At 60.0% G+C, this 26,261-nt stretch carries 27 protein-coding genes; 11 read left to right on the top strand and 16 right to left on the bottom strand.

What is annotated here, in order from left to right:
• Positions 1-5 precede the first annotated feature (5 nt).
• From T18_RS13820 to pcaD, 9 genes are all read right to left on the bottom strand, one after another.
• Positions 6-845 (bottom strand): transporter substrate-binding domain-containing protein, encoded by an 840-nt coding sequence (locus T18_RS13820; protein WP_004431020.1) that lies wholly within the window; start codon positions 843-845, stop codon positions 6-8.
• 34 nt (positions 846-879) lie between these two features.
• Complete coding sequence (locus T18_RS13815; RefSeq protein ID WP_004431022.1) at positions 880-1,716, bottom strand: transporter substrate-binding domain-containing protein; 837 nt, start codon at positions 1,714-1,716, stop codon at positions 880-882.
• Between the two features lie 43 nt (positions 1,717-1,759).
• Positions 1,760-2,410, bottom strand: coding sequence for an amino acid ABC transporter permease (locus tag T18_RS13810; RefSeq protein ID WP_004431025.1), 651 nt, complete (start codon positions 2,408-2,410; stop codon positions 1,760-1,762).
• Positions 2,411-2,420: 10 nt separating this feature from the next.
• Positions 2,421-3,089: an amino acid ABC transporter permease gene (locus T18_RS13805; RefSeq protein ID WP_004431026.1), complete on the bottom strand. Its 669-nt coding sequence runs from the start codon at positions 3,087-3,089 to the stop codon at positions 2,421-2,423.
• 368 nt (positions 3,090-3,457) lie between these two features.
• On the bottom strand, positions 3,458-4,519 hold the full coding sequence (locus tag T18_RS13800; protein ID WP_038495078.1) for a 3-carboxy-cis,cis-muconate cycloisomerase: 1,062 nt from the start codon (positions 4,517-4,519) through the stop codon (positions 3,458-3,460).
• A gap of 18 nt (positions 4,520-4,537) precedes the next feature.
• Entirely contained in the window at positions 4,538-5,158 is a 621-nt protein-coding gene (pcaG, locus tag T18_RS13795; protein ID WP_025595017.1) for a protocatechuate 3,4-dioxygenase subunit alpha, read from the bottom strand.
• A gap of 2 nt (positions 5,159-5,160) precedes the next feature.
• Complete coding sequence (gene pcaH, locus T18_RS13790) at positions 5,161-5,901, bottom strand: protocatechuate 3,4-dioxygenase subunit beta (protein WP_038495081.1); 741 nt, start codon at positions 5,899-5,901, stop codon at positions 5,161-5,163.
• Complete coding sequence (gene pcaC / locus T18_RS13785; RefSeq protein WP_004431033.1) at positions 5,898-6,320, bottom strand: 4-carboxymuconolactone decarboxylase; 423 nt, start codon at positions 6,318-6,320, stop codon at positions 5,898-5,900. Before pcaC ends, pcaH begins: the two co-directional genes overlap by 4 nt.
• Positions 6,321-6,323: 3 nt before the next feature.
• Positions 6,324-7,121, bottom strand: coding sequence for a 3-oxoadipate enol-lactonase (gene pcaD, locus T18_RS13780; RefSeq protein ID WP_038495085.1), 798 nt, complete (start codon positions 7,119-7,121; stop codon positions 6,324-6,326).
• 95 nt (positions 7,122-7,216) lie between these two features.
• On the opposite strand from pcaD, the gene pcaQ reads away from it, so the two are divergent.
• Positions 7,217-8,158, top strand: coding sequence for a pca operon transcription factor PcaQ (gene pcaQ, locus T18_RS13775; protein ID WP_038495088.1), 942 nt, complete (start codon positions 7,217-7,219; stop codon positions 8,156-8,158).
• On the opposite strand, the gene pobA is transcribed toward pcaQ, so the two are convergent.
• On the bottom strand, positions 8,155-9,327 hold the full coding sequence (gene pobA, locus T18_RS13770; RefSeq protein WP_038495092.1) for a 4-hydroxybenzoate 3-monooxygenase: 1,173 nt from the start codon (positions 9,325-9,327) through the stop codon (positions 8,155-8,157). The genes pcaQ and pobA overlap by 4 nt on opposite strands.
• Positions 9,328-9,445: 118 nt before the next feature.
• Here pobA and T18_RS13765 point away from each other — a divergent pair, with 118 nt between their 5' ends.
• Positions 9,446-10,393: a helix-turn-helix domain-containing protein gene (locus tag T18_RS13765; RefSeq protein ID WP_038495095.1), complete on the top strand. Its 948-nt coding sequence runs from the start codon at positions 9,446-9,448 to the stop codon at positions 10,391-10,393.
• On the opposite strand, the gene T18_RS13760 is transcribed toward T18_RS13765, so the two are convergent.
• Positions 10,339-11,100 (bottom strand): IclR family transcriptional regulator, encoded by a 762-nt coding sequence (locus T18_RS13760; protein WP_038495899.1) that lies wholly within the window; start codon positions 11,098-11,100, stop codon positions 10,339-10,341. The genes T18_RS13765 and T18_RS13760 overlap by 55 nt on opposite strands.
• Positions 11,101-11,237: 137 nt before the next feature.
• On the opposite strand from T18_RS13760, the gene T18_RS13755 reads away from it, so the two are divergent.
• The 9 genes from T18_RS13755 (at position 11,238) to T18_RS13710 (ending at position 20,635) form a co-directional block, all read left to right on the top strand.
• Positions 11,238-11,945 (top strand): 3-oxoacid CoA-transferase subunit A, encoded by a 708-nt coding sequence (locus T18_RS13755; protein ID WP_038495098.1) that lies wholly within the window; start codon positions 11,238-11,240, stop codon positions 11,943-11,945.
• Positions 11,942-12,637: a CoA transferase subunit B gene (locus T18_RS13750; protein WP_038495101.1), complete on the top strand. Its 696-nt coding sequence runs from the start codon at positions 11,942-11,944 to the stop codon at positions 12,635-12,637. The genes T18_RS13755 and T18_RS13750 overlap by 4 nt, the downstream gene beginning before the upstream one ends.
• Before the next feature lie 10 nt (positions 12,638-12,647).
• A complete protein-coding gene (gene pcaF, locus T18_RS13745) occupies positions 12,648-13,853 on the top strand; it encodes a 3-oxoadipyl-CoA thiolase (protein WP_038495104.1) in 1,206 nt (401 codons plus the stop codon).
• 403 nt (positions 13,854-14,256) lie between these two features.
• Positions 14,257-15,285, top strand: a complete 1,029-nt coding sequence (locus tag T18_RS13735; RefSeq protein ID WP_038495107.1) for a LacI family DNA-binding transcriptional regulator — start codon at positions 14,257-14,259, stop codon at positions 15,283-15,285.
• A gap of 282 nt (positions 15,286-15,567) precedes the next feature.
• Positions 15,568-16,509, top strand: coding sequence for a sugar ABC transporter substrate-binding protein (locus T18_RS13730; RefSeq protein ID WP_038495110.1), 942 nt, complete (start codon positions 15,568-15,570; stop codon positions 16,507-16,509).
• Between the two features lie 143 nt (positions 16,510-16,652).
• On the top strand, positions 16,653-17,552 hold the full coding sequence (locus T18_RS13725) for a sugar phosphate isomerase/epimerase family protein (protein ID WP_004431052.1): 900 nt from the start codon (positions 16,653-16,655) through the stop codon (positions 17,550-17,552).
• A 10-nt stretch (positions 17,553-17,562) separates the two neighbouring features.
• The gene (locus T18_RS13720) at positions 17,563-18,573 is read left to right on the top strand and encodes a Gfo/Idh/MocA family protein (RefSeq protein ID WP_038495113.1); all 1,011 of its coding nucleotides are present in this window, start codon (positions 17,563-17,565) and stop codon (positions 18,571-18,573) included.
• A 9-nt stretch (positions 18,574-18,582) separates the two neighbouring features.
• Positions 18,583-19,368 carry a TIM barrel protein gene (locus T18_RS13715; RefSeq protein WP_038495116.1) on the top strand — a complete coding sequence of 262 codons (786 nt, stop codon included), beginning with the start codon at positions 18,583-18,585 and terminating at the stop codon, positions 19,366-19,368.
• A gap of 220 nt (positions 19,369-19,588) precedes the next feature.
• Entirely contained in the window at positions 19,589-20,635 is a 1,047-nt protein-coding gene (locus T18_RS13710; RefSeq protein WP_013762382.1) for a LacI family DNA-binding transcriptional regulator, read from the top strand.
• A 10-nt stretch (positions 20,636-20,645) separates the two neighbouring features.
• Here the strand turns inward: T18_RS13710 and T18_RS13705 are convergent, their stop codons facing one another.
• The 5 genes from T18_RS13705 to T18_RS13685 are packed head-to-tail and all read right to left on the bottom strand — an operon-like array spanning position 20,646 to position 26,253.
• Complete coding sequence (locus T18_RS13705; protein ID WP_004431060.1) at positions 20,646-21,692, bottom strand: carbohydrate ABC transporter permease; 1,047 nt, start codon at positions 21,690-21,692, stop codon at positions 20,646-20,648.
• A 14-nt stretch (positions 21,693-21,706) separates the two neighbouring features.
• Complete coding sequence (locus T18_RS13700; RefSeq protein WP_004431062.1) at positions 21,707-22,702, bottom strand: carbohydrate ABC transporter permease; 996 nt, start codon at positions 22,700-22,702, stop codon at positions 21,707-21,709.
• Position 22,703: 1 nt separating this feature from the next.
• The gene (locus tag T18_RS13695) at positions 22,704-23,810 is read right to left on the bottom strand and encodes an ABC transporter ATP-binding protein (protein WP_038495122.1); all 1,107 of its coding nucleotides are present in this window, start codon (positions 23,808-23,810) and stop codon (positions 22,704-22,706) included.
• Positions 23,810-25,162 (bottom strand): glycoside hydrolase family 28 protein, encoded by a 1,353-nt coding sequence (locus T18_RS13690; RefSeq protein WP_038495125.1) that lies wholly within the window; start codon positions 25,160-25,162, stop codon positions 23,810-23,812. Before T18_RS13690 ends, T18_RS13695 begins: the two co-directional genes overlap by 1 nt.
• Positions 25,159-26,253: a glycoside hydrolase family 88 protein gene (locus T18_RS13685; RefSeq protein ID WP_038495127.1), complete on the bottom strand. Its 1,095-nt coding sequence runs from the start codon at positions 26,251-26,253 to the stop codon at positions 25,159-25,161. The genes T18_RS13690 and T18_RS13685 overlap by 4 nt, the downstream gene beginning before the upstream one ends.
• Positions 26,254-26,261 lie beyond the last annotated feature (8 nt).

Genomic DNA, 26,261 nt, shown 5'->3' with positions numbered 1-26,261 from the left:
CAGCGTTAGTTAACGGTGTAGGGAATGTCAGGAAGCGAGGCCGGGAAGTCCGGAACCGGGCGCTTCATCCATTTGGCATAGACTTTTGCGAGCTCGCCATTGGCCTTGGCTTTGTCGAGCCAAGCGTTGAGTGCCTCGTTCCAGTCCTTTTCACCGGGGCGCGTGGCGGCGCTGTTGTAGAGGGTCACGAGGTCGAACTTCACCTCGTAATCCTTGCCGCCAGCCGCTGCGAGACGGTCACCATAAAACTGGTTGCCGCCGATTGCCTCGATCTGGCCCGACAGGATCGCCTGAATGGTGGCGGCGTCATCGTCGAAACGCAGAATTTTTGCCTTGGTGCCGGCACCTGCGGTCAAAGCCGTGTCCATCGGACTTGATTTCGGCGCGCCGACGGTCATTCCCGTGAGATCGTCGAAGTTGGCGATCTTCTTGTCCTTGGTGGCATAGACCGACATGACGTTATGCGCGTAAGGCTGCGCATATTGTACGTTTTTCGCGCGTTCCGGCGTCATCCCCATCGACGCGAACAGGGCATCGACCTTTCCGGTGCGAAGCGACGGGATGCGGTTGGCGACTGCAAGCGGTACGAACTCCACTTTCAGTCCAAGATAGTCCGCAAACCCGCGGGCCAAATCCGCATCATAACCTTCCTGAACACCAGAGGAATTTATGAAGCCCCAGGGCGCGTTGTCGCCCTGAATGCCGATGATGATCTTGCCGCTGGACTTTGCTTCTTCAAGTGTTCTGGCTTCTGCGCCTGCGGGTGTGAGGATTGGCAGCAAAGCTGCTGCCAATCCGACGGCGATGGCTGTTCGCCAACGCGTCTGTCTGTTAAAGATTCCCATTGGTTACTCCTCCCAATCCAGCCTCTTCCGGTCTTCACTTCACGGTGAAAGGAATATCCGGCAGGCTTTCCGGGAAAGCGGGAACTTCGCGCTTCATCCACTTGTCGTAGATCTTGGCAAGCTGACCATCCGACTTGATCTTGTCGAGGAAGGCGTTGACGGTCTCGTTCCAGTCCTTTTCACCCGGACGGGTGCCGGCGCCGTTGTAAAGCGTCGTCAGGTCGAACTTCGGCTCGTATTTGCCGTTGGCAGCCTGATTGAGGCGGTCGCCATAAAACTGGTTGCCACCGACAACCTCGACCTGGCCGGAAATCAGCGCCTGAATGTTGGCGGCATCATCGTCAAAGCGCAGGATCTTGGCCTTGGAGCCTGCACCTGCCGTGATCGCCGTGTCCATGGCGCTGGACTTCGGAACGCCGACGGAGACGCCGGTCAGATCGTCATAGTTACCGATCTTCTTGTCCTTGGGGCCGTAGACGGAAAGCACGTTACCGGCATAGGGCTTGGAATACTGGATGGTCTTGGCGCGCTCGGCGGTCATTCCCATGGTTGCGAACAGCAGGTCGACCTTGCCCGTCAGAAGGGCCGGAATGCGGTTTGCCACGGCAAGCGGTACGAATTCCACCTTGACGCCGAGATATTCGGCAAACGCCTTGCCGATATCGGCATCGAGGCCGTCCTGAACGCCGCTCGAATTGACGAAGCCCCAGGGCGAATTGTCGCCCTGAATGCCGATTACGACCTTGCCCTTGGCCTTGGCCTCATCCACCGTGCCGGCGAAGGCGTCGACCGGTGCGATAAAGGGCAGGGCGACCGTTGCTGCGGCGAGCGCGAGCAGGGTGCGACGTGAGAATTTACCGTTGGATTTCATCTTTTGCTCCTCCTTACAAAGCTTGATGACATGTTGATGGGTATTAGCGGGAAGCGGCTTGCATCCGCTTTTCTACACTGGCGCCCCACAGGGAAAGCGGCCAGCAGATCAGGAAATACATGATGCCGACGATGGCAAAGACCGTCAGCGGACGGAACGTCTGGTTGGAGACGATCTGGCCGGCGCGGGACAGTTCGACGAAGCCGACAATGGCGGCAAGCGACGTGCCCTTGATGAGCTGCACCAGAAAACCGATGGTGGCGGGCAGCGAAATCTTGAAGGCCTGCGGCAGAACCACGTCTTTCATACGCGACACGTAGTGCAGGCCAAGCGCGTTGGCGGCTTCGGTCTGACCCTTCGGCACAGCCTGGATGCCACCGCGCCAGATTTCACCCAGAAAGGCGCTGGCATGCAGGGTGAATGCGATGGCGACCGCAATCCAGGCATCGACATTCAGGCCCGCAAGCGCCACGCCGTAATAGACGACGAAAAGCTGCATCAGGAGCGGTGTGCCCTGGAAAATCGCGATGAAGCCGGTGCTGGCGCGCTGGATCGCCGGGGTTTCGGCAACGCGGCCAAGCGCGACGCAAAGGCCGAAAATGCCGCCGCCGATGAAGCCGATCAGGGTCAGCGCAAGGGTCCATTTCAGGCCCTGCAGCAGGAAGAACAATTCGTTGGAACCGATGGATGCCATTGTCTTTTCCTCACTTGACCGGATAGCTGAACGATGTGCGGGAGATGAGGGAAAATACCCCCATCATCAGCGAGGAGATGACCAGATAAAGCAGCGTGATCGAGAAATAGACCTCAAAGGAGCGGAAGGTGTCCGCTTCGATCTGCTGGGCCACCGAGGTCAGCTCGTAAGCCGCAATCGAGGTACAGACCGAAGTGGTCAGCGTCAGCATGATGAACTGGCTGGTGAGTGACGGATAGACCGCCCGAAGCGCCGGCTTCAGAATGATGTGCCGGAAGATCTGCGCCCGGTGCAGGCCAAGCGCCAATCCCGCCTCAACCTGGCCCTTGGGAATGGAATCGACGCCGCCGCGAATGATTTCAATGGCATAAGCGCCGCCGTTCAACGCAAGCGCAATGATTGCCGTGACCGTGGGGTTAAGCTTGATGCCGATTTGCGGCAGGGCGAAGAAGATGAAGAATATCTGCACCAGAAACGGCGTGTTGCGAATGGCTTCCACGAATCCGATGACCAGACCGCGCAGCAGCTTGAAGCGCGAGCGGCGGGCCACGACGCCGAGAACCCCGATGACGGTGGCAAGCGACATGCCGGCGATTGCAAGGCCGATCGTTGCAAGACAGGCCAGAAGCAGCTCGGGCAGACGGTCTATGACCGCCGAAAAATCGAGACTGTAAGACATATTTCCTCCCAACCCGTTCGGGTCCGAACAGACGTTTCGCCTTGTTCGCATCGCTTTGGAAACCCTGTGGCTCCAAAGCCCTCCGTTTGTTTTTACCGTGCCGGGGAAGCTCCACACTTCTGTGCCAGCATAGCGTTAACCTGAATGTTTGTACCAGTTAGTTCAATTTTGTGTCAAGCGCCAACTCCGGTTAGAAACAGCTTAAAGATCACTTTTTCTTCATTCATCTTGTTCAAGAAAGTCGTTTTTTATCAACGACTAATGTGATTGGTCGCAAGCGTTTTCATCGCCCGCCCGCGCCATTCCCATCTCGCTGGCAAAAGCGCCCGAAGGCCGCTCAGTCTTCGCGAAAATCTGTCATTCCCTCTTTATTCTTCGCTTGCTCCCAGCCGGTCGATCTGCCCCGCGAGGCGCTCGGCGATCAGGAGTGAGGACCCCGTTGCCGTCACCATTTGCGGCAGCGACAGCCATTCGAGCATCCAGCCCGCGCCCGAACGTTCCTGTTCGTGAACGAGAGACTGGTGCAACGCCGAAATCTGCACGGCGTTGAAGCGTGCCAGCGTCACCAGCGTTTCCGCATTGACCGGGTTCTGCTTGTGCGGCATCGCCGAGGAACCACCCCCGCCGCTCATGCGAATTTCGGCGCCGACTTCGGCCAGAAGCGCGATATCCTGCCCGAACTTGCCAAGCGTGCCGGTGACGAGCGACAGCAGATTGGCAAGCTCGGCGATACCGTCGCGCTGGCTGTGCCACTGCGGCCTGTCAGAAAGGCCGAGCCACTTTGCGAGATCGGCGCGGACAGCGCCGGCATTGTCGCCGAGCTTTTCCAGCGTGCCGGCCGCGCCGCCGAACTGGACGGCAAAACCGTGCTGCAAAAACGTGTCGATCCGAACCAGATGCCGTTCCAGCGGATCGATCCAGCTTGCCACCCTGTCGCCGACCGTGATGGCGATGGCGGCCTGCATGCGGGTATATCCCGTCAGCGGGTTGCTGCCATCGCGGGCCGCAATATCACCCAGCGTATCGATGAGGCGGCCGAGCCGTGCCGCGATGATTTCCGCTGCCGCCTTCAGCCGGAGCATCAGGCTGGTATCGATGACATCCTGGCTGGTGGCGCCGAAATGCAGCTTTTCCGCCGCAGTATCGGCAACCGCCGCCCGCATCTGCCGGACAAGTTCCGGCACCACAACGCCGTCCTTGGCGACGCCATGGCGAAGCGAGGTGGTATCGGCGGCAAAATCGGAAAGGCGGGAGACGATCGCATCCGCCGCATCCGCTTCAATGACGCCCGCCCCGGCTTGCGCCTGCGCCAGCGCCGTCTCGAAACGGATCATGGCATCGATATCCGCTCTGGCCGAAAACAGCTCAACGATTTCGCTGTCGCCAAAAAGGCCGGAGAGAAACGGATGTTCGAAGGGGGAAAGGCTCATCTCAGGTTACAGCTCCGCTCAGATATCGAAAAACACGGTTTCGCCCTCGCCCTGAAGGCGGATATCGAAACGATAGATGTTTCCTTCCTCCTTTTTGGCGACAAGGGTGGCGATGCGGCTTTTCTGCTCGACGCGGGCAAGGACCGGATCGGCGGCATTGGCCTCCTGCTCCTCGGGAAAATACATGCGGGTTTGCAGGCCGATATTGATACCGCGCGCCACGATCCAGAAAGTGATGTGCGGCGCCATCCACCGGCCGTCGCGGAAGGGCACCTTGCCGGGCTTGATGGTGTCGAAGATGAATTCGCCGGTATCCATGTCGCCGGGCGAGCGGCCCCAGCCGGTGAAATTCGGATCCGCCTTGCCGCGTGTTTCGCTGGGGCTGTTGTAATAACCGTCCGTATCCGCCTGCCAGATTTCGATCAGGGCGTCCTTAAGCGGCATGCCAGCGCCGTCGTAGACCGTGCCACGCACGCTTATGCGTTCGCCGCGAGCCTTGTCGTTATAGAGCGCGCCGGAGCCCAGGTCCTTTTCGAACACGCCCTCGATGCCAACGAAATTGGGGGTGCAGCCGATATGGACATATGGACCTGCCGTCTGCGACGCTGATTCCTTGAGATAACCGAGCGGCTGGACCATGATCAGTTGCCTTCCTTGCGATTTTCGAAAAACGTGGAGCGACGGCCGCGAAGCACGATGTCGAACTTGTATGCCAGCATGTCCATGGGAATGTTTGAATTCATATCCAGCGGCGCGATCAGCCGCTTGATCGCATCCTCGTCCGGGATGGTTTTGACGATCGGACATTTCCAGATCAGCGGATCGCCTTCGAAATACATCTGAGTTATCAGCCGCTGGGCAAAACCGTGGCCGAAGACCGAGAAGTGGATATGGGCAGGCCGCCAGTCGTTGACGCCGTTCGGCCAGGGGTAAGCGCCCGGCTGGATGGTCTTGAACCAGTAATAACCGTTCTCATCCGTGATCGTGCGGCCGACGCCGCCAAAATTCGGATCGATGGCGGCGAGATAGGTTTCCTTCTTGTGGCGATACCGCCCGCCGGCATTGGCCTGCCAGAATTCCACGAGCGCACCGTCCACGCCGCGGCCGCGCTCGTCCAGCACCCGGCCGTGGACCAGAATGCGCGGGCCAATCGGCATTTCGCCAGGGCGGGCATAATTGAGGATCAGGTCGTTATCCAGCTCGTTCAGCAGGCTGTGGCCGAAAACCGGCCCGGTGATCTCGCTTTTGGTGCCTTCCAGCGAAATCAGGGCGCGCTGCGGAGAACGCAGGATAGAGGTCTTGTACCAGGGAGCATAGGCCAGCGGATGAATGTCGCGGTCGCGTGCGAAGAACGGCCCGGTTTCGGGCTTTGCATTACTCATTTCGTCTCCTCCTCGTCGCGGGAACTATCGGCTTTCATGCCGGCCAGAGCAAGCTTGGCGGTCTTGAAAGCGTGGTTGGCGGCAGGCACGCCGGCATAGATTGCGACATGCAGCAGCGCTTCGCGAATATCCGCTTCGGTGGCACCGGTATTGGCGGTGGCGCGCACATGCATGGCAAGCTCCTCGTCCTGGCCGAGTGCGGCAAGCAAGGCGATGGTGACCATCGAGCGCTCGCGCTTCGTCCAGTGGTTACCGGACCACACCGTGCCCCAGGCCGCTTCGGTGATGAGCTGCTGAAACGGCTGGTCGAACCCCGTCGTCACCGTCTGCGCGCGGTCGACATGCGCGTCACCGAGCACGGCGCGGCGCGTTTTCATGCCCTGCTCAAATCTCTCGTTCTTGTCGATATTGTCCGCCATCTGTCAGTGCTCCGGCAAGGTCTTCAGAAAATCACCGACCGCCTGCGCATAGGCGAGCGGTTGTTCAAGGCAAGGAATGTGGCCGCAGCGTGCAATGGTGGCGAGACGGCTTGCGGGAATGAGGTCCGCCAGTGATTGCACCAGTGCTGGCGGTGTCGACCCGTCTTCATCGCCCGCCACGCAGAGCGTCGGAACAGCGATGCGACCCGCTTCGTGCGTGAAATCGGCATCGCGTATGGCGGCGCAGGTGCCGCTGTAACCGGCCTCCGGCTGTTGGGAAAGCATGTTGCGCGCGCCCGCATAAACCACGTTGTCCGGCTGGCGAAAGGCTGGTGTGAACCAGCGCTCCATCACCGGATCGATCAGCGAGGCAAGGCCGTCAGCGGCGATCTTGTCGATGCGCGCGTTCCACATCTCGGCGGTGCCGATCCTGTGGGCGGTATTGCTGAGCACAAGGGCACGCACGAGATCGGGACGTCGGGCATAAAGTCCCTGTGCAACCAGTCCACCGACCGACAGACCCCAGATGACCGCATTGTTGACGGAAAGATGATCGAGGATGGCAATCAGGTCGTCCGCGTGATCGTCTATCGAATAGGCAGGGCGGCCGATATCGGACAGCCCATGGCCACGTTTGTCGTGCAGGACGAAAGCGTAGTTGTCACCAAGTTCCGCAATCACCGCATCCCAGATACGGAAATCGGTACCAAGTGAATTGATAAAGGCGATGACCGGCTTGCCGCTTTCCAGTTTGTGCGCACGATAATGGATCGCGTTTTCGCCACAGCGCAGAAAATGCATGATGTACGTCCTCCTGTTGACGATATTGCAAGCACGTTCCGGTTAAGTAAAATGACATTATCGGTGAAAAATATAACCAATGGATTATATGTTCGATGGTCGAGCAGCGTATAAAGTTCCGGCATCTTCAGACCTTCGTGGAGGTGGCGCGCCAGAAAAGCGTCATTCGTGCGGCGGAAATCCTGCATGTCAGCCAGCCGGCGGTAACGAAAACCATCCGCGAACTCGAGGAGATTCTCGGCGTCTCGCTGTTCGACCGCGAGGGGCGCGGCATCCGCATCAGCCGCTATGGCGAGGTGTTCCTGCGCCATGCCGGGGCAACGATGACGGCACTTCGCCATGCGGTCGATTCCGTCTCGCAGGAGGCGGCGCGTGCCGGCCCGCCGGTTCGCGTCGGTGCCTTGCCGACCGTTTCGGTGAGGATCATGCCGAAAGCCATGGCTGGGTTTCTTTCGGAAAAAACCGGCAGCCCGGTCAAGATCGTCACCGGTGACAATGCCGTTCTTCTGGAGCAGTTGCGCGTCGGCGATCTGGATCTCGTCGTCGGGCGCCTGGCTGCGCCGGAAAAGATGGCGGGCTTTTCCTTCGAGCATCTCTATTCCGAAAAGGTGCGGTTCGTCGTGCGCGCCGGCCATCCGCTGCTGTCGCCGAGCATTTCGGTTTTCGATCACCTGCACGAGTTCCCGGTATTGATCCCCACCCGCCAGTCGGTAATCGGTCCTATCGTCGAGCAGTTCCTGATCGCCAATGGGGTGCCGGCCTTGCCGATCCGCATCGAAACGGTATCGGATGCGTTTGGCCGCGCGTTCCTGCGCACCAGTGATGCCGTCTGGATCATTTCGGAAGGCGTGGTCGCAGGCGATGTGGCGGATGGAACTCTGGCGATCCTGCCGGTCGATACCGGCGATACCAGCGGTCCGGTCGGATTGACGGTGCGGGCCGATACGCAGCCCTCACTGCCGCTGTCGCTGCTGATACAGGCCATTCGCGAAGCTGCGCGCGAACTGCTCGACCCGAAGCCCGAAACTGTTTCCTAATAGGGAAGCCCGACATAGTTTTCCGCAAGCGCCGTGGAGGCCGCGCGGGAATGCACGAGGTAATCCAGCTCCGCTTCCTGGATGCGCTGGCCAAATTCGCCGGTATCGGGAAAGCGGTGCATCATTGTCGTCATCCACCAGGAAAAGCGCACGGCCTTCCAGACGCGGGATAGCGCTTTCTGCGAATAGGAATCGATGCCCGCTTCCGACCCTTCACGGTAAAATTCGATCAGCGCCTCGCTGAGATAATGCACGTCGCTGGCAGCAAGGTTGAGGCCCTTGGCGCCGGTTGGCGGCACGATGTGGGCGGCGTCGCCCGCCAGAAACAATCGCCCGAAGCGCATCGGTTCGCACACGAAGGACCGAAGCGGTGCAATGGATTTTTCAAATGACGGCCCAGTCACCAGGGCATCGGCGTGGTTTTCCGGCAGGCGGCGGCGGATTTCATCCCAGAAGCGCTCATCGCTCCAGTCCTCCGTCCGGTCTTCCAGCGAACATTGCAGGTAATAGCGGCTGCGCGTGTGCGAGCGCATCGAACAGAGCGCAAAACCACTGGGATGGTTGGCATAGATGAGTTCGTGGCTGACGGGTGGCACTTCGGCCAGAATACCGAGCCAGCCGAAGGGATATATTTTTTCGAATTCCTTGATCGACCGCTCAGGCACGGATTTGCGGCTGACGCCGTGAAACCCATCGCATCCGGCAATAAAATCACAATCGATCCGGTGGCTTACGCCGTCTTTCTCATAGGTGACATAGGGGCTGGTACCATCGAAATCATGCGGCTCCACATTCGAGGCTTCATAGATTGTGGTGAGCCCCGCTTTTTCGCGGGCATCCATCAGGTCGTGCGTCACCTCCGTCTGACCGTAGACCATTACACGTTTGCCGCCGGTAAGATCGAAGAGGTCGATACGGTGATCGCGCCCGTCAAAGGCCAGCGAGAAACCGTCATGTGGCAGACCTTCCTTGTGCAGGCGTTTGTCGGCGCCAACCTTTTCCAGAAGGTGCACTGTGCCTTCTTCCAGCACCCCGGCGCGGACCCGACCGAGGATGTAGTCCTTGCCGGCCCGGTCGAGAATGACGGTATCGATGCCTTCATTGGCAAGCAGCTGACCAAGCAGCAGACCCGAAGGGCCGGAGCCGATGATGACGACCTTGGTGCGCATTATTTTCCTCCCGGAATTGTCTCCTGTCAGGAAATTGACCAAAGCGCGCGACAAGCTCAATGGACTTTCTGATCCGTAAATTGCACAATTCGACCATGATGCGGGGAGCTGGGGTGACATGCGGGTTGCGGCGAATGAAGGCCTATATGGCGAGGAGACTGCGCAAGGAACCGCTTTCCGCTTTCATTGCGAGACGCTTTTTTCCAGAAGCAGCCTGCATCGCTTTGAAATCGGCCTGCACCGGCATGCCGCGTTCCTGCAAATCTTGTACATTTGGGGCGGCGAGGGCGATGCATTGCTGGATGGCCTCACCGAGGCTATCCGCCCACCGGTCGCCATTGTCGTACCGCCGGGTTTCGAGCACGGCTTTCGTTTTTCGCGTGATATTGGCGGGGTGATCGTCACCGTGCTGCCGGGCGCGCTTGCCGCATCCGTGCAGGCGCTGCTGCTGCGGAATTTCCAGCAGCCCGTGTTGTTGCCGTTACAGGATTTCTCCGAGGGCGAGCGATTGCGCAGGGATTTCGAACATATCTCCGCGGAGTATGAAAGCCACGAGATAGGCCGGGAGGCGATGATCGAAGGTCAGCTTGCCACCGTGGCTGCACTTCTTGCACGAGCGGCGCGGCCTCTACTGGAAAGAACCGGGGAAGGCCCTGCGGAACAGCGCTTCGAACTCCTGCTGTCACTGATCGCCCGACATATTCGCGAGCCGCGCAAGGCGGCGTTTTATGCGCAGAAGCTCGGCCTTTCCGAGACCCATCTCAACCGTCTCGTCCGTTCCGTTTCCGGCCTCAGCCTGCAACGGCTTGTTGCCAGGCGCCAGATCGAGATCGCCCAGCAGGAACTGATCTTCACCGTATCGACCGTGCAGATGATTGCGGAAGATCTCGGTTTTGCCGACCCGGCCTATTTCAACCGCTTCTTCAAGCGGGAAACAGGCATGACACCGCGGGCATGGCGATTGGCTGAACGGCGGAAAATGGGAGATGACGGCGCGGCTTCGGCCTCACCTCAGGCAAGCATTCTTCCCAGCTCACGCTGGACGGAAAGCAGTGGCGGCAAATAACGTTCCACCAGATCCTCCATGGACGCTACCGAGGCGGCAAGCCCGACATTGAGTGCTGCGACCGTCTGCCCGCGCACGGTTTTCACCGGCACGGCAATGGAGCGAAGGCCGATCTCCACCTCCTGATCGATCAGGGCATAACCACGATTGCGGGTCGCCTCGAGTTCGTCAAGCAGGGCGTCGATACCGGTCATCGTCTTTTCCGTCCGTGCCACCAGCCGCGAGTGTTCCAGGACCTCGCGCTGCCGTTCCGGTGTAAGGGCTGAGAGGAGAACGCGGCCCATGGAGGTGCAATAGGCGGGCAGGCGCGAGCCAGGCATGAGGGCGATGGACATGACCCGCTGCTGGGCGGCGCGCGCCACGTAGACGATTTCGGTATCGTCCAGAATGGAGACTGATGTGCTGTGGCCGATCTCTTCCGAAAGACGGTCGAGAAGGGGCTGGACGATGCGCGGCAGCGGCATGGTGGCAAGACAGCCGGTGCCAAGCCGCAGCACCTTGGGCGTCACAGTGAAGAACTTGCCGTCATAGGCGGCGTAACCCATTTCCGACAGTGTCAGCAGACAGCGCCGCGTGGTGGCGCGGTCGAGCCCGGCGATTTCTGCCGCGTCGGAAATGGAGAGGCGTGGACGCTCGGCGCTGAACGCCTCGATCACCTTCAGCCCCTTGGCGAGACCGCCCATCATGTCTCTTTCGTTGACGGCCATGTCGCGGCTCCATTTGTGCGATATACGAACAAAAATCATATAACGCACAAAATTGTTGCCGTCGAGGCGGATTCGGATTTAGCTCTGCGCCAAGCAGCCTTGCGAGTTCCCATTGCTGGGCTGGATGGAGGATTGATATGGACAAGACAATCAAAAGCGCGGCTGATGCCATTTCCGGTATCGGCGACGGCGCGACGGTGATGATCGGCGGTTTTGGCGGCTCCGGCGCGCCCATCGAGCTGATCCACGCCCTGATCGACAAGGGACCGAAAAACCTGACGGTCATCAACAACAACGCCGGCAATGGCCGTATCGGCATTGCCGCAATGATCGATGCGGGCATGGTCAAGAAGATGATCTGCTCGTTTCCGCGCTCTTCGGATCCGCGCGCTTTCACCGACAGATATCTGGCCGGCGAAATCGAGCTGGAACTTGTGCCGCAGGGCACGCTTGCCGAGCGCATCCGTGCCGGTGGCGCCGGCATTCCGGCATTCTACACCCCGACTGCCTTCGGCACGGAGCTTGCCAATGGCAAGCCGATCGCCGAATTCGACGGCCGGTCGTATGTTCAGGAACGCTGGCTGAAGGCGGATTTCGCCATCGTTAAGGCTGAGCTTGGCGATACCTACGGCAATCTCACCTACAACAAGGCGGGGCGCAATTTTAACCCGCTGATGTGCATGGCGGCAGCCACCACCATCGCCCAGGTCTCCAAGATCGTCGCTGCCGGCGAGATCGACCCCGAGCATGTCGTCACGCCCGGCATTTTCGTCAACGGCGTCGTGGAGATCGCCAATCCGCAACAGGAAGAAATCCTCATTCGTGCGGGAGTAGCCTACGCATGACCCAGCCAATCAACACTCGCGACGATATCAAGCTTTCCAACGCCCAGATCGCCTGGCGCGCGGCGCAGGACATCGAGGATGGAGCTTACGTCAATCTCGGTATCGGTTTTCCCGAAATGGTCGCCCGTTACCAGCCGCCCGGCCGTCAGGCTATCTTCCACACCGAAAACGGCATCCTGAATTTCGGCGAAGCGCCGCCGGAAGGTGAAGAGGACTGGAACCTCATCAATGCCGGCAAGAAGGCCGTGACGCTGAAGCCGGGTGCCTCCTTCTTCCACCATGCCGACAGCTTCGCCATGGTGCGCGGCGGGCATCTGGATGTGGCGATCCTCGGCGCCTATCAGGTGGCGCAGAATGGTGATCTCGCCAATTGGCGCGTTGGCTCCAAGGGCGTGCCCGCCGTTGGCGGCGCCATGGATCTGGTGCATGGCGCCAAGCAGGTTTTCGTCATCACCGAACATGTGACGAAGAACGGCGAGCCGAAGCTTGTCGAAAAATGCGCCTTTCCGCTGACTGGCGTCGGCTGCATCACCCGCATCTACACCAGCCATGCGGTGATTGACGTCGTGGATGGCCGTTTCGTTTTGCGCGAAAAGCTGGCGGCGATGAGCTTCGATGAATTGCAGGCCATGACCGGCGCGCGTCTCCATGTCGATGGCGAAGTCGCCGATCTTGTCGCCCCGGAACTTTGAGGAACAACCGATGACCGATGCATTCATCTGCGACTATATCCGCACACCGATCGGCCGTTTCGGCGGTGCATTGTCTTCAGTGCGGGCTGACGATCTCGGTGCTGTGCCCTTGCGGGCGCTTGTCGAGCGTAACCCGTCCGTGGATTGGGAAGCCGTTGAGGACGTGATCTTTGGCTGCGCCAACCAGGCGGGTGAAGATAACCGCAATGTTGCCCGCATGTCACTGCTGCTGGCAGGCCTGCCGGTTTCGGTGACCGGAACCACCATCAACCGGTTGTGCGGTTCGGGCATGGACGCTGTCATCGCCGCTGCCCGTGCCGTCAAATCCGGCGAGGCGGAATTGATGATCGCAGGCGGCGTGGAAAGCATGAGCCGCGCGCCCTTCGTGCTGCCCAAGGCCGAAAGTGCCTTTTCACGCAATGCCGAAATCTACGACACGACCATCGGCTGGCGTTTCGTCAACCCGCTGATGAAGGCGCAATATGGCGTCGATTCCATGCCGGAGACCGGTGATAACGTCGCCGTCGATTATCAGGTCTCCCGCGAAGATCAGGACGCCTTTGCCGTTCGCAGCCAGCAAAAGGCAGCCGACGCGCAGGCCAATGGCCGCCTCGACAAGGAAATCGTCTCGGTCACGATCCCGCAGCGCAAGGGCGATCCGCTGGTGGTGTCTAAAGACGAACATCCGCGCGCGACGAGCCTTGAGGCCCTTGCAAAGCTGAAGCCGGTCAACAAGCGCGACGGTGCGACAGTGACGGCGGGCAATGCATCCGGCGTCAATGACGGTGCGGCGGCTCTCATCATCGCTTCGGCTGAAGCCGCAAAGAAATACGGCCTGACGCCGATTGCCCGCATTCTCGGCGGAGCAACTGCCGGCGTTCCGCCGCGCGTCATGGGCATCGGCCCTGCGCCTGCCTCAGCCAAGCTTCTGGCGCGTCTAGGCCTGAAACAGGAAGAGCTTGACGTGATCGAGCTGAACGAAGCCTTCGCCAGCCAGGGTCTCGCAACGCTTCGCCAGCTCGGCATTGCCGATGACGATGCGCGGCTGAATGCAAATGGCGGCGCGATTGCGCTTGGGCATCCGCTTGGCATGTCCGGTGCGCGCATTGCCGGCACCGCAGCACTCGAGCTTTCTCTGACCGGCAAGCGTTATGCGCTTTCGACCATGTGCATCGGCGTCGGGCAGGGCATTGCCGTGGCGCTCGAGCGGGTCTGACGGGACCGCGGCATTCGGTTCTGTTGAACGGTCCGGATGCCGCTGCCGCCGTGTCTTCAGCTATGTCGGCAGGTGCTCAGGAACTCCACGCATGATTTTCTCGCGTTGGTGCATTCCAACTCCCCTCATTCCTGTGCTTGTCACAGGAATCCAGCCGACGCGCGCCTGCGCGGCGGAGGGAGTCTTTTCAGCCCAAGGATTTGGGCTGGCTGGATCTCTGTGAAAAGCACAAAGATGAGGGAAGTGGAAAAGCAGGCCTCGCACCGGACACCCCAGCCATCAATATTTATGCCGCGTGCTATGGCACCCCTCGCCGAAATCTCGGTTTGCGTTGGATTCTATCATGATCTGTGACATGTTTTGCGGGGTATGACAGGATTCTTTCCGTGTAAGGGGTGTCTTCATGAAGCGTCCGACAATCACAGATGTTGCAAACGCCGCCGGCGTCAGCGTTGCGACTGTCGACAGGGTATTGAATGGTCGCCTGCCGGTGCGGGAGGAAACCTCGCGGCGGGTGTTCGAGGCGGCGGAAAAGATCGGTTTCCATGCCACCAACATTATCCGCCAGCGCATGCTGGCCGATCTGCCGTCCTATAATCTCGGAATCATTCTGCGGAAAGAACGGCACTCCTTTTACCAGGCATTTGCCGATGAGCTGGAGCTTGCGGCGCGTAACGTGAGGGATCGCCATCTGAACCTGCGCATCGAATTTGCGCAGTCGGGCGAGCCGAGCGAGCTTGCGGCCCTTCTGTCCGGCATGAAAGGTCGGGTGCAGGCCGTTGCAGCCACCGGTCCTGACCATCATGACGTTACGGCGGCCGTTGAGGCTCTGAAGGCGAAGGGTATTCCCACCTTTTCCCTGCTTTCCGATTTCGCGCAGGGTGTGCGGGAGGCCTATCTTGGCGCGAATAACATGAAGGTTGGGCGCACGGCGGCGTGGATGATCTCGCGGCTGGCGCGCAGCAAGGGCAAGGTGCTGCTATTGCTCGGTGGCCACCGTTTTCACGGCCATTCACTGCGGGAGACCGGCTTTCGCAGCTATATCAGGGAATATGCGCCGGAATTCGAGGTGATGGATGCGCTGATCACGTTGGAAACGCGGCGGCTGACCTACGAGCTTGTCATGGACACCATCGCCAAACACCAAGATCTCGTCGGCATCTATTGCATCGGCGGCGGCATGGAAGGTGTGATCGAGGCCTTGCAGCAGGAGAACCGCCAGGAAACCATCGTCTGCCTCGTCAACGAGTTGACGCCGGAATCCCGTCAGGCGCTGCTTGAGCGGCGTATTACCGGCGTGTTCCAGACACCGCTTCGCGAACTGTGCACGGACCTTGTTGCCACGATGGTTCACACCATCGAACACGGCATGGCGGAAACGCCGGGACAGAGATTTGTGCCCGCTCATCTATGGGTTCCTGAGAGCCTTTGATCGTTTGATAGATTCTATCATAAATGCCGCGTCTATTTCTATCAGCCATGATGGTTTTGCCCGCCGAAGACGCGTTGACGCCGGCCCCGGACTAGGATCATGTTGCCGGCATGTGGAGCGGGCAGGAGGCTGATCCACGACAATAACGATGTTTCAAGGTTGCCAAACGCCGCAGATTTCCATCTTCGGCGACGGGTATCCTTTTGCCGGCGATCGGCTGTGGCGCGATGCACTTGCGGCTGTGCGACCGGTTTCTTTTCAAGAGTTTCGGAGGAGGATGACATGAAAAGACATTTTGCGATTGCGGCTCTGGCCACCATGCTGGCGACCACGGCTTCGGCTCAGACCATCGGCGTTTCGATGGCCCTGTTCGACGACAATTTCCTGACCGTGCTGCGTAACGGCATGATCGACTATTCGAAGGGCATGAACGGTGTCTCGCTGCAGATCGAGGACGCCCAGAACGATGTCGGCAAACAATTGAGCCAGGTGCAGAACTTTGTCGCCGCCGGCGTCGACGCCATCATCGTCAATCCCGTCGATACGGATGCGACGGTGGCGCTTTCGCAGGCGGCTGCCGCAGCCGGCATTCCGCTTGTCTACGTCAACCGCCAGCCGGTCAATCTCGACAATCTGCCGGACAAGCAGGCCTTCGTCGCTTCCGATGAAAAACAGTCGGGAACGTTGCAGACGCAGGAAGTCTGCCGGCTTCTGAAGGCTGCCGGCAAGACGGAAGCCAAGGCCGTGGTGATGATGGGCGAGCTCTCCAACCAGGCGGCGCGCATGCGGACTGAGGACATCAAGAAGGTCGTCGCCACTCCGGATTGCAGCTTCATCAAGCTCGTTGAGGAGCAATCAGCCAACTGGTCGCGCACGCAGGGGTCGGACCTGATGACCAACTGGCTCTCGGCTGGCGTTGAGTTCGATGCGGTGATTTCCAACAATGACGAGATGGCGATAGGCGCGATCCAGTCGCTGAAGGCGACCGGCCGGCCGATGGACGGCGTCATCATCGCGGGCATCGACGCGACCCAGGATGCACTTGCCGCGATGGCGGCGGGCGAACTGGATGTCAGTGTTTTCCAGAATGCCGCCGGCCAGGGCAAGGGCGCGGTGGATGCCGCGCTGAAACTCGCCAAGGGCGAGACGATCGACAAGAAGGTCTTCGTGCCCTTCGAACTCGTTACACCCGCCAACCTCAAGGATTATCAGGCGAAGAACTGAGGCCAGCATTCACTGGGAATGCCGGCAATAAACCAAGGGGCCGCTCATGGACAAGCAGGCCCAAGGCCGCGGTCTCTTCTCCCGGACCGCGGCCTAACCTGTCCGCAACGACCTCAACAGATACCGACGACAAGGAAGCGTAAATGCGCATCGCCATCGACCCGTTCATGCACCGCCATCTCAGCCTCGAAGCCCTTCCCGCCAAAGTTAGGGAGCTCGGCTACGACTGGATCGAGCTCAGCCCGCGCGCCGATTTCCTCGAATGGTTCAAGGCGCCGCGCGTGTTTCCCGAAAGGATACGCTCGTTCAAGAAGGCGCTGGCGGCCGAAAACGTCAAGATTGCCTCGCTGCTGCCGATGTATCGCTGGGCCTCCAATGACGAGACCGAGCGGCAGGCGGCAGTGAAGCACTGGAAACGCGCCATCGAGATCGCCGTCGAACTGGAGGTCGACACGATGAACTCCGAATTTGGCCGTGGACCGCATCCCGACAAGGGTTCCTGCTATTGCTGCCATACTGGCTCGATGATCGAGGCCTGCGAGGATGCCTGGTGGCGTTCAATGGAAGAACTTGTGCCGATCTTCGAGCGCGAAGGCATCAATCTGCATGTCGAGCCGCATCCGGAAGACTGGTGCGAGACACTTCAGCCGGCGCTCGACATCATCCGCACCGTCAATTCGAAGAATGTGAAGTTTCTCTATTGCGCCCCGCACACCTTCTATTTCGGCGACGACACCAAGGCGATGCTGCGCGAAGCGAAGGATGTGCTCGCACACGTGCATGTCGGTGACACCTTCAATCACAAGGCCAGTTCAGGGCTGCGCTACATTCTCAACCCGCCCGGCACGCAAGCGCGCGTGCACCAGCACTTGAACATCGGCCAGGGCGAGGTGCCGTGGGACGACTTCTTCGGCACGCTTTCCGAAATCGGCTTCGACGGCATCATGACCTCCTGTGTTTTTGCCTGGGAGGACAGGGCCGATGAATCGGGCAGGTTCATGTGCGCCGAGATCAACAACTATATCGAAAAATACCGCAAGTGAGGTTTTTCCCATGACTGTGAGAATTGGTGTCATCGGCACCGGCGCGATTGGCCGTGACCATGCCCGCCGCATCAACAAGGTCCTCGGATGCGCAAAGGTCGTGGCGCTGAGTGACGTCAACCCTGCATCCGCCGAGGCGGTGAAGAACGACATTGCTCCGGACGCCGTCATTTTCGCCACCGGCGAGGAACTGATTGCATCGCCGGATGTGGACGCCGTTCTGGTGACATCTTGGGGTGCCACGCATGAGCAATATGTGCTGGCCGCCATTGCCGCCGGCAAGCCCTGCTTTTGCGAAAAGCCGCTGGCGACAACGGCGGAAGGGGCAAAACGCATCGTTGACGCCGAGGTGGCGCAGTGCAAGCGGCTGGTTCAGGTGGGCTTCATGCGCCGTTATGACGCCGGTTATGTGGCGTTGAAACAGGCCGTCGACACCAAGATCGGCCCGCCGATCATGGTGCACGCCGCCCATCGCAATCCGGCGGTTCCGGAGCAATATGTGACTGCTATGGCCATCCACGACACGATGATCCACGAGATCGACGTGCTGCGCTGGCTGCTCGACGATGACTATGTTTCGGCGCGGGTTCTCTTTCCCCGCTCGGCGGCCAGAAGCCATGCGCAGCTGAAGGATCCGCAGATCGTCATTCTGGAGACCACCAGGGGCACGCTCATCGACGTCGAAATTTTCGTCAATTGCCATTATGGCTATGATATTCAGTGCCAGGTGGTGGGAGAGGATGGCATCGCCAGCCTGCCGGAACCGATGTCCGTCCAGACCCGCCTTGGCGCCAAGCTACAGAACGATATCCTGACAGACTGGAAGGATCGCTTTATCGCGAGCTATGATGTGGAGCTGCAGGATTTCATCCATGCGGCGGCGAAGGGGACCGCGGCCGGACCGAATTCCTGGGACGGTTACGTGGCCGCCATCACATCCGATGCCTGCGTCACGGCGCAGGAAACCGGTGGCGCTGCGGTCGCCATCGACCTTCCCGCGCGTCCTGCCCTTTATAAGTGAGGATATCTCATGCGTTTTGCCATCAACCACATCACCGCACCAAAACTCTCCCTCGAGGACTTCTTCGCGACAGCGCGCAATCTTGGCCTTAGCGAAGTTGAAATCCGCAACGACCTGCCTGACATCGTCGGCACGGTGGACCCGGCTGCCGTGAAGGCCGCGGCCGAAAAGGCCGGCGTGACGATCATCTCCATCAACGCGCTATACCCATTCAACGTCTGGTCGGGCGATCTGCCAAAAAGGGCAGTCGTGATGGCTGATTACGCCGCCGCAAGTGGCGCGAAGGCGCTTGTCATGTGCCCGCTCAACGAGGGCCGACAGGTACCCTTCGACGATCTCGTGGCCGCGCTCAAGGCCATGAAGCCCATCCTCGAGGAACGTGGGCTGACCGGCCTTGTCGAACCGCTCGGTTTCCCCGTCTCGTCGCTGCGCACCAAGGCTGAGGCCGTCAAGGCGATTGACGCGGCAGGCGGGGGCAATGTCTACAGGCTGGTGCACGACACTTTCCATCATCATCTGGCAGGAGAGACGGTGTTTTTCCCCGAACGCACCGGCCTCGTCCACATATCAGGCGTGACAGACCCCGCTGTCTCCGTCGCCGACATGCTGGACGCCCACCGCGTTCTGGTGGATAGCGACGACCGGCTGGAGAATCTTGCCCAGATCAGGACGCTGGAGGCAGCTGGCTACAAGGGGCCTTACAGCTTCGAGCCTTTCGCGGCTGAGGTGCATGAGTTGAAAGACCCGGCTGCTGCCGTCAGAGACAGTATCGACCATATCTCCCAGGCGCTATGACCGCCTCACCGCCTGCGGTTTGCTGCAGGCGGTGCTTGCGTTCGAATACAGGCTGATTGGTAGAAAACACAGAGAAATCAATTCCGCTTTTACGGATGATGCTGTAATCTTTGCGTGACAAAACAGAGCAGCAATCGGGCTCGGGTATTCTTGAAATCAACTGCTTTGTGCCGGTTTCTTGCCCGCCCCATCCTTAAAAGAGCGAGTGAATTTCCCTTTTATGAAAATAGACAGGAAAACGACGCTTAAGGATGTGGCGCAGCAGGCAAATGTTTCGCTTAGCACCGCTTCGCACGCCCTTAACGGCACGGCCCCCTTGACCACGCTGGTGCGCGAGCGGGTGCTGGAAGCGGCCCGTTCGCTCGGTTATCTCGAAAACCGCCGACAGAAGGCGACGATTGCGACCCTGCGCGTGGTGTTGCTGGCAATGACCAACGATGCGGCTCCGCAAAGTGATCTCAACATGGTCAGCTGGACGATGCTGAACGGCTTCCGGCGCGAATGCGAACGGCGCGGTATTCGCATCGTTCCCTTCGTCAGCGCCACAAGCCGGCTTGACCCTGTCGCGGTGGCGCAGGCGGCGGATGCCGACAATGTGGATGGCATCGTGGTGTTGAACGATGACCGGTCGCAACTGGTTCAGGCGCTTTCGGCGCTCGGCAAACCGGTGGTGCTGATCAATGGCGAGGACCCGGCCATGATCGTCGATACGGTAACGGCCGAGAACCGTTTCGGCGCCCGCCTCGGCATCGAGCACCTGCTTTCCCTTGGGCATCGCAATATTCTGCACATTACCTGGAAGGGGCGCACGACGATCCGCCGCCGTTACGACGGCTATAGCGACGCATTTCTTGCGGCGGGGTTTCCGGTGCCTGCGGATATGGTCATTGAGGTGGAGAGTTATGAACCCCAATGGGGCGAAACCGCCATTCGTCGCCTGCTGGCTGAGGAGCGCCCGCTCAGAAATGCAACGGCGATTTTCTGCGCGGCCGACAATCTGGCGCTCGGCTGTCTGAAAGCACTGACGGAAGCCGGTGTCCGGGTTCCCGATGACGTTTCGGTATTGGGTTTTGACGATATCATGCCGGCGGCCTTCAGTGCGCCGCCGCTCAGCACCATTCAATTGCCCGCCGACAGGCTGGGTGGTGCGGCACTTTCCCTGCTGGAGCAGCGGCTTGTCGCCGCCGACCCGACCCGGCCTGCTCACCGGCTGGAACTTGGCTGTCGACTTGTGCTGAGGGGCAGCATCGCACCGCCCCCCAAGTGATACCGAGCTTTTACTTCATGCCCGTCCCAGCAATGCCTGTCGTGATATAGCGTTGCAGGAACAGGAACACGACGGTGACCGGCGCCAGGCTGAGGAAGGTCATGGCAAGAATATAGTGCCATTGCACCGAGAACTCGCCCTGGAAGGCGTTCAGACCCACCTGCAGTGTGAAGTTCTCGCGGCTGCTGAGGACGATCAACGGCCAGAGGAAGTCGTTCCAGCGCCACAGCACCGAGAAGATTGCGAGAACCGCTAGTGCAGGTGCCGTCAGCGGCAGGATGATGCGCCAGAAGATGCGGAACTCGCTGGCCGCATCGACGCGCGCGGCTTCGATCAGTTCGTCCGGGATCGTCAGCATATATTGCCGGAGCAGGAACACGCCGGTTGGCGTCGCGACGGTGGGAATGATGACACCCCAGAGATTGTCGACGAGGCCGACACCGACGATAACAAGATAGGCTGGCACCATGACGACGGTAAGAGGGATCATCAGCGTGGAGATGATCAGCACGAAAATCGCCTTCTCGCCGCGGAAGCGGTATTTCGAGAGAGCAAACGCCGCCATGGCGTTGACGATCAAGGTTAAAACGGTCGCGACAACGGTGACGAAGACCGAGTTTTTCAGGAAAGTCAGGAAGTTGAACTGGGTCAAGGGATCGGTGAAATTCTGCGTCGCGATCGTCAGTTTCTGGACGGGCGACATTTCGCGTGTGTCGACGCTGACCGGCGGGCCGGGATTGGCCGGATCCACCATCTGCGCCTTGATGCCAACGCGCCGGACCATGGCCATCTCCCGCTCCATGCCGTCGATGGTGACGGTCCAGAGGCTGAGCGGCCTGTCATAACCTGGAACTTCCACCTGCACGGCGGCGCGCGGCAGAAGGCTCGGCGGAAACCGTGTGATCTCGGCTTCCGGCTTCAGCGAGGACATCGCGGCCCAGACGACGGGTATCAACACCGCGAGCGTGCCGCCGATGAGCCACACCCAGGAGAGAATATCGGTGAGACCGATCCTGCCGGGGCGGCGGGTTCGCGTCAGGAAAGTGACTGCGTTCATATTGCCGGACATGATCAGGACTCCATCTTTTTGCCGAGGCGCAGTTGCACGAGCGTCAGCGCGAGAAGAACAAGGCCCATTAGAACCGATGCGGCGGATGCGAGGCCGAAGAGCCTGAGATCGCTGCCAAAGGCCATCTGGTAGATATATTGCACCACGAACGTGTTGGCCGTGCCCGGCCCGCCGCCATTGGTCAAAACCCAGGCCTCATCAAATATTTGCACTGAGCGGATCATCAAAAGGATCAGTACGACGAGAAGGTTGGGAGCCAGCAGCGGCAGGGTGATGCGCAGCAATGTGCGCCGGGGCGAAGCGGCGTCGATTGCGGCTGCCTCATAAAGGTCTTTGGGAATGGCCTGCAGCCCTGCCAGCAGGATGAGCGTGTAAAAGCCCATGTGGAACCAGACGGATACGACCACGACGAAGAAGCGCGACCAGCCGACATCCAGCAGGAAGATTTCCGGCGGCACGCCGAGCATCTGGAAGAAGGCGTTCAGCAGTCCGTTGCGGTCAAGAAACCATTTCCAGATGAGGCCGATGACGACAGGTGACAGCAGCACGGGATAAAAGAACATGGCGCGGAAGAAGCCGCGCGCGGCAATCGCCCTGTTAAGAATGAGGGCCGTGACCAGCGCGACGAACAGCGTGGCGACAACGTTGAAGCCGACAAACCAGAGCGTGTTCCAGATCGCTGTCCAGAACAGCGATTCCCGGCAGCTTCCAGGGTCCATATAGCTCTGGCAATCGAGCAGCTTGCCGAAATTCTCCAGACCGACAAAGGGGCGGTCGGTGATCAGCAGCTCGGTGCCGCCGGTAAAGGCGTAACCGACGGCAATGGCAATCGGCAGGAAGGTGAAGATGCCGAAGAGAACGAGGTTCGGCATCAGGAAAATATAGGGCATGCGCCGTTTGCCGATCAGCCGCTCTATGAGGTTGAGCGGCACTTCGGCAATCGCCATCACGGCGTCGAGCACGCGGTCGGACAGTCTCGCAAGCGTCGGATTGGCCATGCTAGTCTCTCCCGTGGCTGTCAAGGCGCGGCAGCGCCAGTTCGGTTTCGGGGTCGAAGACATGCACTCTTTCGCGCGCCGGCATGATGTTCAGAATTGAGCCTGAAGCGGGTGCGAAGTGGCCAGCCTGGTGCACGATGATCTGCTCTTTCTGGCCCTGAAGATTGCCGTAGAGATAGGTCTCGGTGCCGAGGCTCTCGTGATACTGCACCTCGAAGGGCAGGCCCTTTTCCTGCGTGATGACAAAATGCGAGGGGCGGATGCCCGCCAGAACTGCCTGTCCGGGGGTAGCCACGGCGGGATCGACGAGGCAGGGCAGGGACACGCCGTATCCGGTGTCGATTGCGAAGCCGCCGTCGCTGCCGGCGACGAATGTGCCCTTTAATATGTTCATGCGCGGTGAACCGAGGAAGCCGGCGACGAAGAGGTTGCGCGGATTGTCGAAAAGCTCGAGCGGGCTGCCTACCTGTTCGATGCGGCCTGCACGCAGCACCACGATCTTGTCGGCCATGGTCATGGCTTCCACCTGATCGTGGGTCACATAGATCATCGTCGTCTTGATATCGCGATGCAGCCTTGTGATTTCGGCGCGGGTCTGCACGCGCAGCGCCGCATCGAGGTTCGACAGCGGCTCGTCAAACAGGAAAATGTCAGGCTCGCGCACGATGGCGCGGCCGATGGCGACGCGCTGGCGCTGGCCGCCGGAAAGCTGTTTCGGCTTGCGGTCGAGATAGGGTTCGATAGCCAGCATGCGCGCCGCCTCGTTGATGCGGCTTTCGATTTCCGCCCGCTTGAAACGCAGGTTTTCAAGTCCGAAGGCGAGGTTCTTGCGCACACTCATATGTGGATAGAGCGCATAGGACTGGAAGACCATGGCGATCTTGCGCTCCGCCGGCGAGAGCGCGCTGACATCGCGTCCGCCAATGCCGATGGTGCCTGACGTCACATCCTCAAGGCCGGCGATGATGCGCAGCAGCGTGGATTTTCCGCAGCCGGAAGGACCGACGAAAACGACGAATTCCCCGTTCTCGATCTGAAGATCGATATCATGCAGGACATGAACGGCACCGAATGCCTTGTTGAGGTTTTCCAGCTTTAGACTTCCCATTACCTGCTCCCTTCGGGCAAGGTCGTCTCTGCGACGATCTCTTTTGCATTCCAGCCCTCGGGTAAGGGCATCGTTCTTCCAATGGCAACGTCGCGCGCAGAAAATCCGTGAACGCCGGACAGATAGACCGCAGGCATGCCGCCGGGGTAATCTTCAAGTCCGACGATCCTGCCGTCGGCGCTGCGTGTCCAGGCATTGGCGCGGCCGGCAGCTTCCGGGCTTGGTGCAATGTCCGCATTGGTCGGGCGAAGATCATATTGCAGGCCGGTGCCGAGTTTGCCGGGCTGCTGCGACAGTGAAATGCGCGCGAGCGTGACATTGTGGATGCCGGCGCTCGAGGTGGCGACGAGGTTTATCGCCCCTTCCATCGAGCCGCTCAGGTCTTCCACCACAAGGTTTTCAACCTTGCCGGCCTGACGTTCCGGCCGGCGGTCTACCACGGTGACAGTCACGGCTTCGCCCGATCCCCAGAAACCGCCCGGTGTTTCGTGGCACTCCGCCTCGATCCGCGAAAAGCGGATGTTGCGCATGGCGCCGCCATCGCGGGAGAAAAGGCCGATGCCGCGATTGGATGCGATGACTTTGCAGTCCTCGAACGCCACATCGGTGAAATCGCCGAAGGATTCCGTGCCGAGCTTCAAGGCGCAGCTCATGCTTGAGACAGTGCAGCGGCGAACCGTGATATCGGCGCAGGCGCCAACGGCCTTGCCATCCGGTCCGGCGCTGGTCTTCAGGCAGATACCGTCATCAGCGGTGGAGATGGAGCAATCCTCGATCAGTGCGCGCCGGCAGGCATCCAGCACGATGCCGTCGGTGTTGGGCAGGCGCCGATCGTTTTCGACACGGATGTTGCAGAAACTCAGATCTTCGCAATCGACCATGTGCAGGGTCCACATTGGCGAACCGCTGACGACGAGGTTTTCAAGGCGAACGTCGCGGCAGGATTCCAGGACAATGACACGCGGCCTCTTTTTCGCGGGCACATAGGTTCCCATGGCTTCGTCGTCACCGATGATGAAGTTCTCACCGCCAGCCTCGATACGGCCGGGGCCGGTGACGGCGATGTTGCTCGCGCCCTTTGCGACGATCATGCCGCGGTTGGAATCCTCGGCGATGACAGAAACGGACGTATGGGCAAAGGCGTCGTAGTCGGAAATCGGCGCAAGCACCGCGTCTTGTGCAAGGTGAAGTTCCACGCCGCTTTTAAGATGGAGGCCGCCGCTGACATGCCGTCCGGCCAGGAGCGACACGACGCCGCCGCCTGCAGCCGATGCTGTATCGATTGCCTGCTGGATATCGGCAGTGGCGTCATGTCCCTCAGCGGCAATGGTGATATTGGTGTGAGCACTCATGATGCCTGCGGCCTTTTCAGAAAGACGTCGATCAGGAGCAGCATCGTCAGCGCCTGCCCATAGGGTGTCGGCAAATTGGGAATGCGGCGGTAGAAATCGAGGTCGTGGCCCATGGGCGTTCCGTCCGACACACCGTGCACGACGCCTTCATCATCGATATTGCCCAGCACCGCCTTCAGCGCCCGCTCGGCATGGGCGCGGTTTTCTTCGCCGAGAATACCTGCCTCGATGCCGCGCAGAATGCCATAGGCGATGCCAGCGGTTGCCGACGTCTCGACCGGCGAAGTCGGATCGTCGAGGAGCGTGTGGAACATGCCATCCTCGCGCTGATACTGGCGCAGCGAACGCACCTGGCTTGCAAGCACATTGGCGAGGAAACGTTTGTCCTTTTCGGCAAGCGTCGGCACCAGTTCGAAGAGTTCGGGGATTGCAACGGTGATCCAGGAATTGCCGCGTGCCCAGAAGGCATGCGCAAAATTGTGGCGTCCGATAAAGGTCCAGCCGTGATACCACAGCCCGGTCACGGGGTCTGACAGGTAACGCGCATGGATCATGAACTGGTAAACTGCCTCATCGATCCAGTCCTGACGTTTGCAGACCACACCGGCGCGGGCAAGGAACAGACAAGCCATGAACAGCGTGTCGTCCCAGAGTTCACCCTCGTTAAGCCGCTCCTTGACCACGTGCTGGAAGCCGCCATCTTCGGTTTTCGGCAATTTGTGCACAAGCCAGTCGGCCCAGTCTTCTACCAGCGCCCGGAAATCCGGCCGGTCGACATGTTCGGTGAGGATGACGAGCGGCAGCATTGGCGCGGAACTGTTGATCTGGCGTGGCGGCAGGCCACGATCGATCTGCCAGCTGTACCAGGTCACGAGATCGTCCAGAGCTTTCTGGTCGTTTGCGGCAAGCGCCCGGCGCAGGAAGCCGTAAAGGCCAACGCCCACCTCCCAATCCCATTCATCGAACTGGATCTTGCCGTCGGAACTGCCACTTGCCAGGCCTTCCTGTATGCCCTTGAGGCGGCTGAAGGCGGCGGCGACGCTGTCGATCGTCGTTCTGAGAGTGTCTTTCTCGATGCTTTGCTGGTTCATCTGGTCAT

Source organism: Rhizobium sp. TBD182, from assembly GCF_001950375.1.
GTDB classification, from domain to species: domain Bacteria; phylum Pseudomonadota; class Alphaproteobacteria; order Rhizobiales; family Rhizobiaceae; genus Agrobacterium; species Agrobacterium tumefaciens.
The sequence above is the reverse complement of the archived record's forward strand: the minus strand, read 5'-3'. Positions and strand labels throughout refer to the sequence as shown.

Coding starts and splice junctions, on each gene's coding strand:
- T18_RS13695 (WP_038495122.1), bottom strand. CDS start 23,810: ATGGGAAGTCTAAAGCTGGAAAACCTCAACAAGGCATTCGGTGCCGTT.
- T18_RS13725 (WP_004431052.1), top strand. CDS start 16,653: ATGCGCATCGCCATCGACCCGTTCATGCACCGCCATCTCAGCCTCGAA.
- T18_RS13755 (WP_038495098.1), top strand. CDS start 11,238: ATGGACAAGACAATCAAAAGCGCGGCTGATGCCATTTCCGGTATCGGC.
- T18_RS13685 (WP_038495127.1), bottom strand. CDS start 26,253: ATGAACCAGCAAAGCATCGAGAAAGACACTCTCAGAACGACGATCGAC.
- T18_RS13815 (WP_004431022.1), bottom strand. CDS start 1,716: ATGAAATCCAACGGTAAATTCTCACGTCGCACCCTGCTCGCGCTCGCC.
- T18_RS13730 (WP_038495110.1), top strand. CDS start 15,568: ATGAAAAGACATTTTGCGATTGCGGCTCTGGCCACCATGCTGGCGACC.
- pcaD (WP_038495085.1), bottom strand. CDS start 7,121: ATGCATTTTCTGCGCTGTGGCGAAAACGCGATCCATTATCGTGCGCAC.
- T18_RS13820 (WP_004431020.1), bottom strand. CDS start 845: ATGGGAATCTTTAACAGACAGACGCGTTGGCGAACAGCCATCGCCGTC.
- T18_RS13805 (WP_004431026.1), bottom strand. CDS start 3,089: ATGTCTTACAGTCTCGATTTTTCGGCGGTCATAGACCGTCTGCCCGAG.
- T18_RS13690 (WP_038495125.1), bottom strand. CDS start 25,162: ATGAGTGCTCACACCAATATCACCATTGCCGCTGAGGGACATGACGCC.
- pcaH (WP_038495081.1), bottom strand. CDS start 5,901: ATGAGTAATGCAAAGCCCGAAACCGGGCCGTTCTTCGCACGCGACCGC.
- pobA (WP_038495092.1), bottom strand. CDS start 9,327: ATGCGCACCAAGGTCGTCATCATCGGCTCCGGCCCTTCGGGTCTGCTG.
- T18_RS13810 (WP_004431025.1), bottom strand. CDS start 2,410: ATGGCATCCATCGGTTCCAACGAATTGTTCTTCCTGCTGCAGGGCCTG.
- T18_RS13765 (WP_038495095.1), top strand. CDS start 9,446: ATGCGGGTTGCGGCGAATGAAGGCCTATATGGCGAGGAGACTGCGCAA.
- pcaQ (WP_038495088.1), top strand. CDS start 7,217: ATGGTCGAGCAGCGTATAAAGTTCCGGCATCTTCAGACCTTCGTGGAG.
- T18_RS13750 (WP_038495101.1), top strand. CDS start 11,942: ATGACCCAGCCAATCAACACTCGCGACGATATCAAGCTTTCCAACGCC.
- T18_RS13700 (WP_004431062.1), bottom strand. CDS start 22,702: ATGGCCAATCCGACGCTTGCGAGACTGTCCGACCGCGTGCTCGACGCC.
- T18_RS13800 (WP_038495078.1), bottom strand. CDS start 4,519: ATGAGCCTTTCCCCCTTCGAACATCCGTTTCTCTCCGGCCTTTTTGGC.
- T18_RS13715 (WP_038495116.1), top strand. CDS start 18,583: ATGCGTTTTGCCATCAACCACATCACCGCACCAAAACTCTCCCTCGAG.
- pcaG (WP_025595017.1), bottom strand. CDS start 5,158: ATGGTCCAGCCGCTCGGTTATCTCAAGGAATCAGCGTCGCAGACGGCA.
- pcaC (WP_004431033.1), bottom strand. CDS start 6,320: ATGGCGGACAATATCGACAAGAACGAGAGATTTGAGCAGGGCATGAAA.
- pcaF (WP_038495104.1), top strand. CDS start 12,648: ATGACCGATGCATTCATCTGCGACTATATCCGCACACCGATCGGCCGT.
- T18_RS13705 (WP_004431060.1), bottom strand. CDS start 21,692: ATGAACGCAGTCACTTTCCTGACGCGAACCCGCCGCCCCGGCAGGATC.
- T18_RS13760 (WP_038495899.1), bottom strand. CDS start 11,100: ATGGCCGTCAACGAAAGAGACATGATGGGCGGTCTCGCCAAGGGGCTG.
- T18_RS13720 (WP_038495113.1), top strand. CDS start 17,563: ATGACTGTGAGAATTGGTGTCATCGGCACCGGCGCGATTGGCCGTGAC.
- T18_RS13735 (WP_038495107.1), top strand. CDS start 14,257: ATGAAGCGTCCGACAATCACAGATGTTGCAAACGCCGCCGGCGTCAGC.
- T18_RS13710 (WP_013762382.1), top strand. CDS start 19,589: ATGAAAATAGACAGGAAAACGACGCTTAAGGATGTGGCGCAGCAGGCA.